Source organism: Candidatus Binatia bacterium (genome assembly GCA_023150935.1).
In the GTDB taxonomy this organism is placed as follows: Bacteria; Desulfobacterota; Binatia; order HRBIN30; family HRBIN30; genus JAKLJW01.
In genome coordinates, this window is record JAKLJW010000001.1 from 109,584 (window position 1) to 125,146 (window position 15,563).

Below are 15,563 nucleotides of genomic sequence, written 5' to 3' on the forward strand. Positions count from 1 at the left end.
ATGGAGTTCGAGTCGTTGCGGGAATACGTTCCCGGGGACGACCCGCGTCGGGTCGACTGGGCGGCCAGCGCGCGGCGGGGGCGGCTGATCGCGCGCCAGTACCGGCACGAGCGCAACCACACCGTCTTGCTGGCGCTCGACGCGAGCCGGCTGATGGGCGCACGGGTGGGAGGGCAGACCAAGTTGGATCATGCCGTCGATGCCGCTCTGGCGCTGGCGTACGCGGCGCTGGTGTCCGGGGATCGGGTCGGACTCGTGGTCTTCGATCGTCAGGTACGCGGTACTGTGGCGCCGCGCGCGCACCGGCGGGCGCTCGGTCCGTTGGTCGAGGTTCTGCGCAATGTAGCGCCGCAACTGGTGGAGGCGGACTACCGTGCGCTCGTCCGCGATCTCGGGGCGCGTCAGCGACAGCGGGCCCTGGTTGTCGTGCTCACCGACTTTGTGGAGGCCGACGCGGCGCTGCTGACGGCGCCGCTGACGGTACTGGCAGGGCGGCATCGGGTGCTGCTCGTTGCGCTGCGCGACCCCGCGTACACGACGGTCGATGCGGCGCTGCCGGCCGAGTTCCGGGTTGCCGACGTCTATCGGCGTCTGGTGCTGGAGGACCTGCTGGCGGAGCGCGCGCGGGCACTCCACGCGCTTGCGAGAAGCGGCGTGCAGACGCTCGATCTGCCGCCGCCGCAAGTGACCGCCGCGGTCCTCAACCGCTATCTCGTGCTGCGCGGCGAGGGGACGATCTGAGTCACGATTGGCGCGCCTGCGCGCAAGGCGCGGCAGGCAGTGACGTAATCGGGTTGTCCGGGTGGAACGTGCGCTCCGCGCGCGTTCGCCACCGATGACCGGGCGGTCGTCTCAAGACGATGAAGACGCGGTCCCCGCCGCGGGGTCGGGGTCGGAATCGCGATCGGGATCGAGGGAATCGGATCGATCCTGCTGCCGATAGCGATGGCTGCCCGCCATTGCGCTTGCCCACCCCCGGTCCTACGCACCCCGATTTTCGAAGGAGGAGCACCGTCCCGAACGGTTCAACGATAGGCCGCCGTCCGTGCCGGCCGCGGGGTCGCCGCCGGTGTCTGCGCAGCCGGGGCGGCTGCGGCCGGCCAGAACGGCGAGAACTGAAACCACTGCGTCGGGAACTCGCGCACGACCTCCTCGAAGGCGCGCACGACGGGCAACATGGTGCCGTCCAGCGAGCGGTCGTCGCGCGCTACCGAGAATCGGCCGCGTACGCAGACCCGGTAGTGACGGACACCCAGACGCGGCACGAACACCGGAACGATCGGGGCGCCGGTGAGGCGCGCCAGCACGAACGGGCCGGTGGAAAAGGCCGCCGGCGCGCCGAAGAACTCGATATCGCGCGTGCCGCCCGTGCCCATGGGCCGGTCGAGCTGAATGGCGACGATCTCGTTCTCCCGCAGCGCTCTGACGATATTGATCGAAGAGAACACCGACGTGTCCGAATAGATGACCCGAACTCCGGCCTGCTCCCGGGCGGCGCGTACGAACTCGTGCGTGGTCGCGTTTGCCTCGCGCGCCATCACCACGTTCATCGGCCGCCCGTAGCTCTGAATCATCTTCGCGGCGACGTCCCAGTTGCCGAAGTGACCGGTGACGACGATCGCCCCGCGACCGGCGCGCAGCGCGTGTTCCAGGTCGTCGTCACTGGCGACGTCGATGCGCAGCGGGTGCGGGCGCGGACCGTAACATTCCATCGTCTCGGTCATGCAATGAGCGAACTGGGCGTACATCCCGAGCGTAGCCTGCGTTAGCCGCCGGCGGCCGGGGTCTCCGAGCACCCGTGCGAGGTTGACCATGGCGCCGCGACGGTTGCGCCCGACGAGCAGGAAGATGATCGCTGCGATCGCCGGAGGAGAATGCCGCTTCCACCAGTCGGGCCCGTAGACGCAGCCCAGGTAGGCAAACTTGCGCCACCACAGACCGTCGAACCGCAGGCTCGCCCGCAGCCTGTCCAGCGGTGCGCCGGTCAACGGGCCACCCCTACCGCCGGCCGGTAACGGCGCGGCAGCCGACCGATGGCATAGCGGCCGGCGGCGAACTTGCCCCGCACATAAACCTGTGCGGAGGCGCTCAGGCGCCGCAGGTACCGAGGGTGGCGGGCGATCATGCGGCAGAGGCCCCAGAGAACGTCGGAGCGCGAGTAGAACGAACGGTAGAAATGATCGAAGTAGGTCTCGAGCGCATCCTCGGTCAGCCCGGCCGGCACGAACACGAAATTCATGGCGTTCATGCGTTCCCAGTCCTCCTCGAACCTGCCGTGCCGGTCGATCGTGGCGTAAGCGGGCGTGCCCGGATACGGGGTGAACTTGGTGATCTGACAGATATCCAGTTCGACGCTGCGCAGGAACGCCGCCGTCTCGGCGAGGCTGTCGAGGCCTTCGGTCGGGTGGCCGACGATCACGAAGCCCTTGGCCCTGATCCCGGCGGCGCGGGTCATCGCCAGCGTCGCGCGCATCTTCGGAATGCGGACCTCGCGTTTGACGACATCGAGTACCCGCTGCGAGCCGGATTCGATCCCGTAAGCGATCTGCCAACAGCCCGCGCGTTTCATCAGCCGCAGCGTGTCGGGATCGAGGAGGTTCGGATGGCTGTTGCAGCTCCACGAGAACCTGAGACCCGCATCCAGCAGGGCCGTGCAGAGATCGATAACGCGCTGCCGGCGCACGGTGAACAGATCGTCCACGAAGAGCACGTGCCGGACGCCCGCATCCACCAGATATCGGCACATGGCGACGACGTAATCGACGCCGTGCATGCGGCCGCGGCGTCCGGACGTCGAGCGATCGCAGAACGAGCACGAGAACGGGCAGCCGCGCGACGTCATTAGCGTCGCGACCGGCGTGCATGGGTAACTGAAGAGCGAAGGCTGAAAGCGGTGCGGGAATTCCGGCAGCAGGTCCCAGGCCGGGAACGGCAGCTCGTCGAGGTTCTCGATGTACGGGGCACGCGGGTTCGCGGCCGGCCGGCCGTCGCGGCGGAAAGCGAGGCCGGGGACGTCGTCGAACGGTCGGCCGTGCTCGAGCCGTTCGAGCAATGCGAACAGCGACACCTCGCCCTCGCCGGCGATGCCGAAATCGATATCGGGAAACGCCGCGAGTGTGCGTTCGGGCACGGCGCTGACGTGGGCGCCGCCGAGGATGGTGGTTACCTCCGGCGCACGCGCCTTAACCTGCGCGGCGATGCGCGCCGCGTTCGTGACCGATACCGTGGTCGCCGACAGTCCGAGATAATCCGGCCGCAACGCCAGGATGCGGCGCGCCACGTCCTCGACCGAGGCACCCTGCCGCTTGGCGTCCACAAGCCCCACCCGATAACCGCGTTGACGGGCAACGGCGGCGAGGGTCAGCAGACCGATACCGGGAATCGTTTCCTCCCCCTCCCGTAAACGGTCCATGCCGCGATCCCAGAACAGGAACGGCGGTTCGCAGAGCACGAGCGTGCGCGGCCCGGGTGCGCCTGGCGGCTCGGCAACGGGGGCGGTCATGCGTTCGGACGCTACAATCCCCGGGCGCAGGTCGCAAGCCAGGCGCGCGGCGAACTACCACAGGAAAGGGATCAACCGCGGCACTTTTCTGCAGTAGGCGGCATACTGGTCGCCCAGTTGCGCGTGCAGGCGCCGTTCTTCCTCGACGGCCCGCACGGCCAGTGCCGCCACGCAGAGCAAATACGTAAACGCCAGCAAGGGGCGGGGCACCACGACCAGGGGGGCGAGGATCATCGCCAGCAGGCCCAGATAAAGAGGATTGCGCACCAGTCCGAACGGGCCATCGCGGCGCAGACGGTTCGGCGGCTCGTGGGGCAGACGCGAAACGAGCAGCGGTCCGATCTGCGTCCGTGCCCACACCCAGAAGGACATACCGGCGGCGAAGATCGCCAGACTCAGTGCCGCTGTCGACGCCGAGACGCCCGGCAGTCCGCTCAAGGTCAAGCACGCCAGCGTGACGTGTACGGCGATCAGTACGGGCGCCACGATCACCGACAGGCGCTCGGTAGCGGAATAGTGCGGTAGCGCCTCGGGAAGCGACTCGGCACGCAGGACGAAGAGAGTGGCCAGTCCGAGCGTGTAGAGGATCGCCAGTACCGTCCCCAGCGTCATGTCGCCGCTCGCCCGGTCCACCAGAGAGGTCGCAGCCGCAGCAGCGAGACGCCCTGGACCCACAGAGCGACCAGCCCGCCGCCGAGCCACAGACACTCGTGGAGCCGCAGCAGTGTGGCCACCACCAACCCGACCTGCGGACTGCTCCCGGTTGCCGTCAGAACGGCGACCTGACCGGCTTCCATGGCGCCGAGGCCCGCCGGCACCGGCGCCGCGCGCGATAACCCGGTCGTCAGGAGCACCATCAGCAGTGACGGCAGGTCGAGGGAAACGCCAAAGGCGCGAAACAAACAGTAGTGTTCCGCAACGATGACGCCCTCGATGAACAGGGAACCCGTGAGACCGCAGAGCACCAGGAGGGGATGCGCACCGCACAGGCGGCCGAGATCGTCTTCGGTTTGCCGCAACGCCACAAGCCAGCGCGCCCAGCGCCGGCGGCGCTGCAGTCGGAGAGTGCCGGCGACCAGGGTCAGCGGGCGCATCCCGTGGCGCCATTGCGCGAGCAGGAGCAGCAACGCCAGCAGCGGTAGCACGAGCGCCCCGACGACGGCCGGCGCGGTGGCCGCGGCCGGCCCGCCCGCATAAGCGACCGCGCATACGGTGACGTACCCGATCGCCGCGAACGAATTACCCATGATCTCGACGATCCGATCGATGACCACACCGGCCCCCGCTCGCGTGCCGCCGACGCCTTCCCCGTAGAGCAACCCGATACGCACGGGATCGCCGCCGACGCGGCCGACCGGGGCAAGCGCCGAGACGGCATCGCCGGCCAAACGCGCCCCGGCGAACTTCGAAAACGACGGCACCGGGCCGAGACGCCGTGCCAGTAGCTGCCAGCGCAGGCTGTAGGCGGCGCGAACGATTACCGCGATGGCGATGTACACGAGCAAAATGGGAAGATTGATCGCTCTAAGAGCGGCCCAGACCGGTTGCAGCCCGAGGCTCGAGTACAGGACCAGCAACAAGAGCGAACCCACGGCCACCCCGGTCGCCCCGAGTGGCGGGGCGGTCAGCCGCCGGCGCGGTGCGCCCGCGGCGGTTGCCGTGCCCGACTCAATTGCCATCGATCGTCTCCCCCGGTCCCGCATCGACATCCAGAAGTTGCCGGTGAAACACCTCGACGATCGGCCGGAAGCGCACGTGGCGCATCAGGGTACTCAGACGCCCGGCCAGCCGCCGGCGCCCGATGCGCAACCACAGGTGGCCGAGCCGCGGACCGCTCCGTGCGTCGGGGTCGAGTTCCCACGGGTGCAGGTAGAAAACCCCGACCCCGACGTCGCGCTCGAAACGGCGCAGGCAACGGTAGAACAGGCGCTGCGGCAGTATGCGCAACCCGCTCCCGCTGGCCAGAGGCAGATGCCAGAAGTGCAGCATCTGCATCACGGCGACCGGGACCTCCCACAGCCCGTTGGGGTGGCGAAACGGCCGGCGCGGACAAACGAGCTCCAAACCGGGCGGGCGGTCGATCGCCAGCACACTGGCGTCGTACCGCAGCCCCAGCTCGGCGAGCGCGGCGAACGGCCAGTGGACGCCCGCCTTGAGCGAGAAGTACGGCGCACGATAACCGACCGGACGATGGCCGCAGGCGTCTTCGATGACGCGCAACGAACGCTCCACGTCGGCGTGAAACTCGCGGCGCGTCAGGGCGCCGACGGGACGGTGGGCGTAACCGTGACTGCCGATCTCGTGCCCCTGGGCCAGCGTCCGCCGCGCCAGTGCCGGAAAGCGCTCGGCCACCTCGCCCAGAAAGAAGAACGTGGCCCGCGCGCCGTGCGCCGCCAGCAGATCGAGCAGCAAATCCATGTTACGTTCGATGCGGCTCTCGCGTCCGACCGGCCCGCCTTCCGGGTAGTCGTGGTACCAGTCCTCGACGTCGACACTGAGCGCGTGCACCATGTCTGCCTGCCGGGCGATCCATGGCACTCAGCACGAATGGTCCTGGCCATGCAAGCGCCACCCGCTACCCGATACCCGCGGTTGACCCCGTGCGCACGGGCCAATATACACAAGCCGTTGTCGTTGAGGCCGCGGATATGAGCAGGTTCCAGTTGGACGAAGCGGCGGTGCACGCCGTGGTGGAAAGAGCCGCGGAGCAGGCCGGAAGAGAAGCCGGCGAAGATCTCGAAAGGCGCATGGAAACGGGCGTCGGCCTCGGACCGGCCGAGGTCGCCCCGTTGTGGTTCAGTCGTATCGAGACCCGGAGGCTTTATGAAGTCGCCCGGCGCCGGCACCGGGGACGGGCCGGCGTGCTCGAGACCTTCTCGCCGCTTTACATGACCAACACCTGCGATGCTGCCTGCCGCATGTGCGGTATGCGGCGGGACAACGCCGCCTTGCAACGCGAGACCGCCGAACCCGGGGAGATCGAGGCCCAGCTCGAGCTGCTCCTGCGTCGCGGTATGCGCGGCGTGGCTTTGCTCACCGGCGAGTACGCGTCCGCGCGGCGCGAATGGGCTATGGGATACGTGAATCGGGCGCTGCGGACGACGCAGGCGCTCGGATTCGATCACGTGCTGGTCAACATCGGTGCGGTCGACGACCAAGAGTTCGAGGTCCTGCTCGATGGACTGCCCAGGCTCGTCGACGGGAGCCTCGTCCAGCGGCTGACGATGTCGACTTTCCAGGAGACGTACGATCCCGCCGTATACGCGAAGTTCATGGGCAACGATTGCAGCAACCCGCGAGCGAACTTCGTCCGCCGGCTGGAAAACCTCGATCGCGCCGCCGAGGCCGGCCTGCGCGGCGCCAATCCCGGCGTGCTGCTCGGACTCAACCCGGACGTCGCGTACGAAGCGACGGCGCTCGCTTATCACGTCACGCACCTCGTCGGGCGTGGGATGGACGTGTACGTTTCCGTGCCCAGGCTACGTCGCGTTGCAGGCAGTGGCGGTCCACGCGCCATCGGCGACGCCGACTTCGTCCGCCTGGTTGCCATCCTGTCTCTTACCCTCTCGGCGGCAAAGATCGTCATCACCACGCGCGAGGACTCGAGCATGCAACAAACGCTGGCGCCGATCGTGTCGGTGATCTCCGCCGGATCGGCGGCGGTGGCTCCCTATACCGATACGGGAGCGCGCTTCCCGCTGGAGACGAGCCAGTTCGAAGTCATCGACCAGCGTCCGTTCGAAGCGGTGCTCGACGACCACCGGCGCCGGGGCTGGCGGATCCTCAACTTCGACCCGCCGCCGGCGGCGGCGTGACAACGGAGACGTGGCGCGCGGGAAGTCGAGGAAGTGGGCGTGTTCGATCCTTCGATCGCTCGGCTCCTCAACCCATCGATTCGTCAATTCTTCGCGTCGTCCTCCCGCCGATCCTCGCGCAACCAGCGGCGCCGGCGCAGCGCGTTGCGCACCTGGCGCCGCAGGATGTGAGCCAGCGTCGACAGATCGAAACGCGGCCATTCCAGCAGCGCTTCCATGATGGTGATCGTCTTACGGCCCTCGGCGCGCCAGTCGCCGATCTGGCCCGGCTTGTAGATCTTCGGGACCCGGAACAAGGCGCTGCGGTCCAGGACCTCGTTCTCCCCAAGATACTCGATCCATAACGGGACGCCGAGGCGCGCCCGGCAACGCTGTTCCGCCGCGCCGCCGCGCGCTCGCTCGGGATTCTCCACCTCGATCAGGACCCGGATGCCCCGGCGGAGCGCGAGCACGAAGAACGCTCGAGTGTCGAGCGCCTCCGCCAGTTCGTAACAGGCATCCAGTATTTCGTGATGGCTCAGCGATCGGCCGCGGAAGTCGAAGACGTCCTGATAACGGCCGAGAACGTCGGCCGTCTGTCCGGGACGACCGCAGGGACACGGTTCGGCGGAGACGCGAACCAGATCGTCCGTACAGTAACGCACCAGCGGCATGACCGTGTGTACGAGGCTGGTTACCGCGAGCAGGCCGGGCTCATTCGACGGCGCCGGCTGCCGTGAGTCCGGGTCCAGAACCTCGAACTCGAGCAGCTCGTGCGCGAGATGCAGGCGGCCCTGAAGGCAACCGACGCCCATGAGCAGCGTTTCGTTCGAACCGTATATTTCGACGATCCGGGCGCCCCAGTCGCTTTCGATGACACGGCGCATCGCCGGCGGCAGGACGGCCCCCCCGAGAAAGATGACTTGCAACGATCCCAGATCGCGCTGCGGGTCCAATCCCTCGACGCGCGCCAGCTCGCGCAGGAGAATCGGCTCGAACGGCAGACTGCTCAGGGCGGTGACCCGGAGGCGCTTGATGAAGTCGAGCGCGCGCGAGAACGGAACGTCCCAGCTCAGATTGCCGGCCGGTATGTGACAGGCGCCGGCATGGCGGATCGCTTCTTCGAAGACGAACGATACCGGGGCGAAGAGCGGAAAGCGGTTCAGCAGCACCGTCGGTGCCGCCAGCTCCGGGACCATCCCGGACACGAGCGCGCCCATGGCCTGCAACTCCGGCAGACCGCACCACGTTGCGATTGGCTCTCCCGTCGTGCCGCTGGTCTCGTGATAGTGCCACGCCTTGTGCGGCGGGACAATGAGCATACCGTACGGGCTGGCATCGCGCAGATGATCCTTGAAGGTAAGAGGCAGGCGGGCGAGGTCGGTGCGCCCGGTGCACTCGTAACCGTGGAGATGCTGCCGGTAGAACGCACTCTGCCGGGCCCGCGCCACGGCGGCCCGGATCCGTTCGTCGCGCTCGGTAAAGTCAGCTCGCTGTTCCATCGACGGTGTCCTCGTTCGCGGCGCCGACCGCCAGCGTGGCCGGCAGCAATGTGACCGCGGCCACAAGACAGCCCAGCAGGCTTGCGGCTGTCAATTCCCCCATCGCGGCGAGGGCGGGATACTCGGAGAGCGCGAGAAAGCCAAAGCCGGCGATCGTCGTCAGTGCGCTGACGGCGAGTGCCCGTCCCACGTGCCGCACGGCCCGTGCGGGCGAGTCCCCGCGCTGCACGCGCTCCGCGACGTACACGCAATGATCCACGCCGATTCCGAGAACGAGCGGTACGACGATGACGTTAACGGGGCCGATACCGATGTCCGCGGCTCGCATCAGCGCCAGCAGCGCCAGACTGACCAGCGCTTCGGGCAGGAGAATCGCCGCCGCGGCGGTCAGGCGCGGGAAGCGGACCAGAACGAGCAGGAAGTTGACTCCGAACGCGGCGACGAAGAACCAGAGCAACTCCCAACGCAGCAGCTTACCCAGTTCGGCTTCGAGCAGCGCTCTGGAGGCGACGACAAAAGGGGTGGCCGGCAGAACGGCGCGCAGCCGCCCCTCGATGACGGTCATGTCCACCCCCGGCGCGGGCTGGAGGTAAGTCGCCACGATCGCCTCCTCGGGCCGCAGGCGAACGTAGCGCTGCAGCAGCGGCTCGAACGCAGCCAGCGCCGGATCCCCCGGGCGGACAATCGCGTCGTGTGGGCCGACCAGGTCGGCGAGGAACGGGTCGAAGAGAGCGGGCCGGAAGCCGTGGCGGGGCAGCGCAGCGCGAAGCGCCGCCGCCGCTTCGTGGCGCGGCAGCGCCGCGAAGGCCTGCAGGCGCTCTCGCTGCGTGCGCTCCGACGGGAGCAGTGCGGTCACGCTGAGCGGCGCGCCGACCAGACCCTCCTCGCGCAGGCGCTCGCTGGCGGCGGCAACCGCTTCGCTGTGCTCCAGCGCCGAATCGACGTCGGGCCCCCGCACGAGCACCGCCGCGGTGTCGGGACGGGTTCCAAACCGCCGGGCGATCTCCTGCTCGATCCGCAAACCTGGGCTGTCCCGCGGCCGTAGGTGCATGAGATCGACGTCGAAACTCACGCCCGCGGCCAGCCACAACAATACTGGTACCGCCATGATGCCGGTGGCGAGAAGTGGCCGGCGGTGCCGCACGGATGCCAGGGCCACCCGGCCCAGCAGCGGTGCGTCGAGCGGGCGCGGCGCAGTCATTGCCGCCGGCCACCGGAAACTGAGGGCGGGGTAGAGGACGAAGAACTCGACCGCGTTCACCAGCATGCCGAACGCCGTCAAGGTCCCGAGCTGGCTTACGCCGCCAAGGTTCGAGAAGCCGATAACCGCAAATGCCGCGGCCGTGGTGGACGTTGCCAGCAGGGTCGCGCTGCCGAGCGCGCCCAGAGACCGGGTTACCGCGGTGCGTAGATCGAAGTGTTGTCGCTCCTGCATCAGACGGGTGTAGTAGTGGATCGCCGAGTCGATCGAGAGACCATAGAGCAACGCCGCAAAGCTCAGCGAGACGGCGTTCAACGTGCCGTACGCAATCAGCGCCGCAAGAAAAGTGAGCAGCGTAGCGAGAACGAGGCCGTACGCGACGCAGGGCAGGATGCGCAACTGCCTGTAACCCGCCGCGAACACCGCCAGCACGCCGGCGAGGGCCAGAACCGTGTATTGCGCGATGTCCCAGCGGATCGTGGCTTCGTCTTCGAGGGCGAACGCGTAGCCGCCCGTGTAGCCGACGCGCAGCGCCGCCGGAAAGTCGAGTGCGGCGCGCGCCTTCGCCTCCGCGGCGCGCACCTCCGCCATGAATGCTTTGGTGAAGGCGATGTCGAAGGGGCTCTGCACGGGCCGGACGACGAGCAGCAGCGCCAGGCCGTCCGCCGAACGCAGGTAACCCCCGGCGACGTCGATGCGGTTGTCTCCCAGTGCGGTCGCCAGCGACCGACCCGCCAGCGCGGCGATGCCCAGAGGATCGCGCTGCACCCACGCCGCCGCTTGCAGATCGAACGGGGCTTGCAAGATCGCCCGATTGGCGGCGACCGCGGCGTCCACTCCGGCCGGGCTCAGGCGGCGCCGCAACTCGTCGTGGACCGCGAGCGGTAGGTAGTTGTACACGTACCGACCGAGAATGCCCGTCGAGACCTCGTTGGCGTCGACCCTGCCCTGGACGGTCCGCACCGACCGCAGGCGGCGCAACTCCGGCACGAAGACGTCGGCGAAAGCGCTGGCTGTGTTTTCGTAGTTGGCGGTGACGAGCACGACGAGTTCGTCCAGTTGCCCGAACTCGCCAACGAACTGCTTGAAGTTGTCGAACGCCGGCGCTCCGGTCGGCAGCATGTCGAGTACATCGAGATCGAGCCGCAGGGCGCGCAGCGATAGCGCCGAAACGAGCGCCAGCACGAGCGATCCGGCGAGGATCGCACGATGATGCCGTTCGACGAACGCCACCCACCGCGCGTACCCGTGGCTCAAGCGCCACCTCCGGACGGGTCGAAGAGTGCGTCGTCGAGCTCCGGGTTCAGCTCGTAAGCGCGGACCCGGATATCCGTGCTCGCCCCCGAACGCGGATAGGCGAGGCGGAGCCGAAAGGGCAGGGGGACATTGTCGACGACGCCGTAGTCGCTCAACTCCATGACCACGGCGACGTCGCGGTCTGCGTAAGCCACCTCGCGAGTCACCGTGGCGGTGGTGGGATCGATGGTGGCGCTGCGGAGGAGGGAGCCGTCGCTGCCGACGCAGTCGACGACGATCGCTTCGCCGTCGTGTCGCGGGGTGCATCGCGCCGCGGGATCGTCGCCGAGACGCAACAGCAGCCGGCCGAAGTCGGCGGGCGCAGCGAGTCCGTCGCTCGCCCCGGCGCTGCCGTCGATAGTGCGCCCCTCCAGGGGCAGAAGAAGGCGCGAGCGGTCGCCGACCCGGGTGTAATCCAGGACGGTCAACCCGAACGGCGAGACAAGACGAAGGCGCACCCGGTCGGGCCGCTTCACCAGCATGACGCCGTCGGCTCGGCGGGTTTCCTCCTCGACCACCGCGGCGACGACGAACCGTGCCCGGATTGTTTGCACGGAGCGCTCGCGGGCCCGCACGGCGGCAAACACGCGGGCGGGGTCGTCGGACCGGACCACACGATCTGCGACCGGCCCCGGTGCCGGTCGGGCGCAACCTCCCGGGACGAGGGCGAGCAGAGCCAGGAGGAGCGCTGGCGGTCGGCCGGCGCGAATCGCACTCATGCCGGCTCCGAGACGGCAGCCGGCGACGTCGGGTTTCCGAGGCGAACCGCGATTTCCGCCGCCGCGCACCGGCGGCCGCCGACGGTGACGACGCCGCGTGCCAGGGCGGTGGGGCCGAACGTGCGAACGATGCGGACGGAAATCGTCAGCCGGTCGCCGGCGGTCAGGCGGCCGCGCGTGCGAAACCGATCGATGCGGGCGAGCACGCCGGGTTGCGGCTGCCCTTGCCCGCCGGCCGCCGCGAGCGCGAGGCCGGCAGCCTGCGTCAACGCCTCGACCAGGAAGATCGCCGGCAACACGCCGTTCGGTTGCAGCAGCGGGTCGGTCGAGGTCAGGTTCTTCGTGGCCACGATGGATCGTCCGGGCTCGAGGTCGACCACCCGATCGAGCATCAGGAACGGGTAGGCATGCGGCAGATCGGGAAGGTTCATGGCGGCGAATCCGTAAGGTCGAAGAGATGCGCGGGTACGGCGTCGTTGCGGCGCACGTCGAAGAACCGCACCTCCAGCCGATCGCCCAGCGGGTCTTCGAGTCGGAATGTCCCGATGGTGTAGTCGGGCGGCGTGAAGGCCAGATCGATGACCGTGGCGACCCGCTTCCACTCGGGTCGCCGGGGCACCAGACGAACGCGCAGTAGATCGCCGTCCGCGCGCGCCTCCACCGAGAAATCCTTCTGAACCTCCGCGAGCGAGCCGGAGAACAGGCCACCGATGCCGCGGAACAGGCCGCCTACGGGTGCAATGGCGTCGACGTCGGCCTTGCTGACGGCAGCGTTGAGCACTTGCAGTCCGGCTCGGTCGATGCGGACCGTCGTGCGCGGCTCGTCGACCTGCCAGACGACCGTATCGGGCCGCTTGAAGGCGAACTGCCCGCGGGTGTGCAGCGGTTGGGTCATGAGACTGATGTACTTGGTCTGTTCGAAGCGCGCCGCCAGGGCGTGGGTGTCGGCCTGCCGCGACTCGATCAAGCCCAGACAGGCCGCGGTATCGCCGCACATTACTGCCGCTGCGGACTGTGCAGCCAGTCCTACCAGAAGCGCGCCGAGGGCCAGTGTGCGAGTAGTCATTGGGATGGCCGCCTGAGGCGCAAGGCGCCGGCTCCGCCACCGCGGGCGAACGACAACATTACCACGTCGCGCAGGTCGCGGCGCAGCGCCGTGTTCGGGAAGTGCAGGGGAGCGCCGGCAGGCGCCCGCCGGAAGTGGCAGAGGGGCGGGATGGTGCTGGAATGGATCGCGAGACATGCCGCCGCGGCGGAAAGTGCTCCAGCCGCACCGAACTCTCCGCACGCGCCCTTGATCGACGTCAGCGGCAGGCCGGCCGCCGCATCGCCCAACGCGTCCACGAGGACTCCGATTTCGCAGGCGTCTAACCGGCGCGACGAGTTGCCGGCGCCGAACACGCAGTCCACGCCGGGACGGCCGCCGTCCGCGGCACGTTCGAGGAGTCCGCGCAACGGTTGGGCTGCCGCCGGCGCCATGGCGGGCCAGTCATACGCCGGTGCCGGCACGGCGAAGCGCACGTAACCGTCGATTTCCGCGTACACCCGGGCACCACGCGCGCGAGCACGGGTGGCAGGTTCGAGCACGAGCATCGCGGTGCCCTCGCCGAGCACCACCCCGTTTCGGTCGGCGTCGTAGGGGCTGCACCACTCCGGTCCGCCGCGCTGGGACGACAGGGCTCGAAAACGGCGATAGCCCAACACGACGGCACTGCCGGCTTCGTCCGCGCCGCCGGCCACGACGACGTCGGCGCGGCCGCTTTGCAGCAGTTCGCAGGCGGTTGTGATGGCTTGTTCCCCCGACAGCTCGCCGTGGCTGACGGTGAGATTGGGGCCGGTACAGCCCACCAGCATGGCGGCGTAGCTCGCGGCTGCGTTGAGTACGAGGTTGGGGAACGCGAGGGGACTGGCGAGCGACGGCCCCCTGGCGAAGAGGCGGGCCAGGTACGCCAGAGAGTCGGTAATGTTCCCTAGCGCGGAGCCGACCACCACGCCGACCCGTTCCGGCGCAGCCAACGGCAAGCCGAGGCCGGCATCGTCCAGCGCGCGACGGGCGCAGGTGGCGACGCCGAGCGACAGCCGGTCGGCGCGGCGGAGTTGCGGCCCGGGCCGGGCATCGTCCAGAGCCCCGGCCGGCAGACGGGCGCCGATGCGCGGCGGTTCGTTGCCCGCTTCCGGCAGCGGCGCAATGCCCGAACGGCCCGCGCAGAGCGCCTCCCAGAATGTTGCCGCACTGGCGCCGATCGGGCTCAGCACCGCGATGCCGGTCACGGCGATCGCGCCCCCGGCGTCACCCATCCGGCGCCCCCAGGATCAAGCTGCTGTTGTTGCCGCCGAAGCCGTACGAATTCGAGATGGCGATGCGCACCGGATGCGCGCGGCTGCGACGTGGAACGTAGTCGAGGTCGCACTGCGGATCGGCGACTTCCAGCGTCGCCGTTGCGGGCACGAAGCCGTGGCCGATCGCCAGCACCGTGGCAAGCGCTTCGATCGCCCCGGCGGCGGCCAGACAATGGCCGATCATCGACTTGGTCGAGCTTACCGGCACCATGTCGGCGCGGGCGTCGAGGACGGCCCGCAGAGCACGCGTCTCGAGAACGTCGTTGCTGGGCGTGCCGGTGCCGTGGGCGTTGACGTAGTCGACGGCGCCGGCGTCGATGCGTGCATCCGCCAGGGCCTGCCGCATCGCCTGCAGCATGCCGGCACTGTCCGGCCGACCGTGCGTGATGTGGTAAGCGTCGGCGCTGTTACCGTAACCGAGCACTTCGGCCTGGACGGTAGCGCCGCGCGCACGGGCGTGCTCGAGATCCTCGAGCACGAACATCGCAGCGCCTTCGCCGAGCGTAAGCCCGGCCCGATTGCGGTCGAAAGGACGGCACGGAACCGCGTCGAGGGCCTGCAGGGCGTTGAAGCCCGAGTAGGTCATGCGGCACAGGGAGTCGGCCCCGCCGCAGAGGACGGAGTGCGCCTGGCCCCGGCGGATCCAATCGGCCGCCACACCGATGGCGTTCGCTCCGGAAGAGCAGGCGGTCGATACCGTGAGGCGCGGGCCGGTACACCGAAATACGTGCGCCAGTTTGTCGGCGCCCACGGACACCGGCACCGCGAGAATCGCGCTGTGACGGCGCAGCGGCTCGCCGGCCAGCAGGCGGCGATAGTACTCCTCGCCGTCAAACATGCCCCCCGTCGTGGTTCCCAGTACGACCCCGATCCCGGGGTTATCCCGTTCGGTTGTCGGCAGCCCGGCGCCGGCAAGGGCCTCGTGCGCGGCAGTCAGCGCCAGCAAGTCGGTCCGTGACGCATGGCGTGCGGTGCCCGGAGCCATCCACGCCGGTGGCCCCGGGTCGTGCACCTCGGCGGCGATGGTGCTGCGATAGCCCGCGGTGCTGAAACAGGTCAGCGGACCGATCGCGCAACGTGCCGAGCGCAAGCCGGCAAGGAATGCCGGGACGCCGGCGCCGAGAGCGTTTATGCTGCCGGCGCCCGTGACCACCACCCGTCGCATGCTGTTCCTGCCTTCGAGAGCGGGATTGGACGGGTCTCCCCTCC

At 68.9% G+C, this 15,563-nt stretch carries 14 protein-coding genes; 2 read left to right on the top strand and 12 right to left on the bottom strand.

The genetic code is table 11. The annotated features are described in order from the left end of the window. Positions 1-741 (top strand): DUF58 domain-containing protein, encoded by a 741-nt coding sequence (locus L6Q96_00490; GenBank protein ID MCK6553055.1) that lies wholly within the window; start codon positions 1-3, stop codon positions 739-741. A gap of 284 nt (positions 742-1,025) precedes the next feature. Here L6Q96_00490 and L6Q96_00495 read toward each other — a convergent pair whose 3' ends face one another. The 5 genes from L6Q96_00495 to L6Q96_00515 are packed head-to-tail and all read right to left on the bottom strand — an operon-like array spanning position 1,026 to position 6,040. Further along, positions 1,026-1,988 carry a lysophospholipid acyltransferase family protein gene (locus tag L6Q96_00495; GenBank protein ID MCK6553056.1) on the bottom strand — a complete coding sequence of 321 codons (963 nt, stop codon included), beginning with the start codon at positions 1,986-1,988 and terminating at the stop codon, positions 1,026-1,028. After that, positions 1,985-3,502 (bottom strand): B12-binding domain-containing radical SAM protein, encoded by a 1,518-nt coding sequence (locus L6Q96_00500; GenBank protein ID MCK6553057.1) that lies wholly within the window; start codon positions 3,500-3,502, stop codon positions 1,985-1,987. Before L6Q96_00500 ends, L6Q96_00495 begins: the two co-directional genes overlap by 4 nt. Before the next feature lie 54 nt (positions 3,503-3,556). Beyond that, a complete protein-coding gene (locus L6Q96_00505; protein ID MCK6553058.1) occupies positions 3,557-4,114 on the bottom strand; it encodes an isoprenylcysteine carboxylmethyltransferase family protein in 558 nt (185 codons plus the stop codon). Beyond that, complete coding sequence (locus tag L6Q96_00510; GenBank protein ID MCK6553059.1) at positions 4,111-5,181, bottom strand: flippase-like domain-containing protein; 1,071 nt, start codon at positions 5,179-5,181, stop codon at positions 4,111-4,113. The genes L6Q96_00505 and L6Q96_00510 overlap by 4 nt, the downstream gene beginning before the upstream one ends. Further along, positions 5,171-6,040 (bottom strand): polysaccharide deacetylase family protein, encoded by an 870-nt coding sequence (locus L6Q96_00515; protein MCK6553060.1) that lies wholly within the window; start codon positions 6,038-6,040, stop codon positions 5,171-5,173. Before L6Q96_00515 ends, L6Q96_00510 begins: the two co-directional genes overlap by 11 nt. 110 nt (positions 6,041-6,150) lie before the next feature. Here L6Q96_00515 and L6Q96_00520 point away from each other — a divergent pair, with 110 nt between their 5' ends. Beyond that, positions 6,151-7,317 (top strand): hypothetical protein, encoded by a 1,167-nt coding sequence (locus L6Q96_00520; GenBank protein ID MCK6553061.1) that lies wholly within the window; start codon positions 6,151-6,153, stop codon positions 7,315-7,317. 83 nt (positions 7,318-7,400) lie between these two features. Here the strand turns inward: L6Q96_00520 and L6Q96_00525 are convergent, their stop codons facing one another. The 7 genes from L6Q96_00525 to L6Q96_00555 are packed head-to-tail and all read right to left on the bottom strand — an operon-like array spanning position 7,401 to position 15,519. Then, complete coding sequence (locus L6Q96_00525; GenBank protein MCK6553062.1) at positions 7,401-8,798, bottom strand: AMP-binding protein; 1,398 nt, start codon at positions 8,796-8,798, stop codon at positions 7,401-7,403. Beyond that, entirely contained in the window at positions 8,782-11,256 is a 2,475-nt protein-coding gene (locus L6Q96_00530) for an MMPL family transporter (GenBank protein ID MCK6553063.1), read from the bottom strand. The genes L6Q96_00525 and L6Q96_00530 overlap by 17 nt, the downstream gene beginning before the upstream one ends. Beyond that, complete coding sequence (locus tag L6Q96_00535) at positions 11,253-12,014, bottom strand: hypothetical protein (protein MCK6553064.1); 762 nt, start codon at positions 12,012-12,014, stop codon at positions 11,253-11,255. The genes L6Q96_00530 and L6Q96_00535 overlap by 4 nt, the downstream gene beginning before the upstream one ends. Then, positions 12,011-12,445 (bottom strand): hydroxymyristoyl-ACP dehydratase, encoded by a 435-nt coding sequence (locus L6Q96_00540; protein MCK6553065.1) that lies wholly within the window; start codon positions 12,443-12,445, stop codon positions 12,011-12,013. Before L6Q96_00540 ends, L6Q96_00535 begins: the two co-directional genes overlap by 4 nt. Then, entirely contained in the window at positions 12,442-13,080 is a 639-nt protein-coding gene (locus L6Q96_00545; protein MCK6553066.1) for an outer membrane lipoprotein carrier protein LolA, read from the bottom strand. Before L6Q96_00545 ends, L6Q96_00540 begins: the two co-directional genes overlap by 4 nt. Next, the gene (locus tag L6Q96_00550; protein ID MCK6553067.1) at positions 13,077-14,312 is read right to left on the bottom strand and encodes a hypothetical protein; all 1,236 of its coding nucleotides are present in this window, start codon (positions 14,310-14,312) and stop codon (positions 13,077-13,079) included. The genes L6Q96_00545 and L6Q96_00550 overlap by 4 nt, the downstream gene beginning before the upstream one ends. Further along, the gene (locus L6Q96_00555) at positions 14,305-15,519 is read right to left on the bottom strand and encodes a beta-ketoacyl-[acyl-carrier-protein] synthase family protein (protein MCK6553068.1); all 1,215 of its coding nucleotides are present in this window, start codon (positions 15,517-15,519) and stop codon (positions 14,305-14,307) included. Before L6Q96_00555 ends, L6Q96_00550 begins: the two co-directional genes overlap by 8 nt. Between the last annotated feature and the right edge of the window lie 44 nt (positions 15,520-15,563).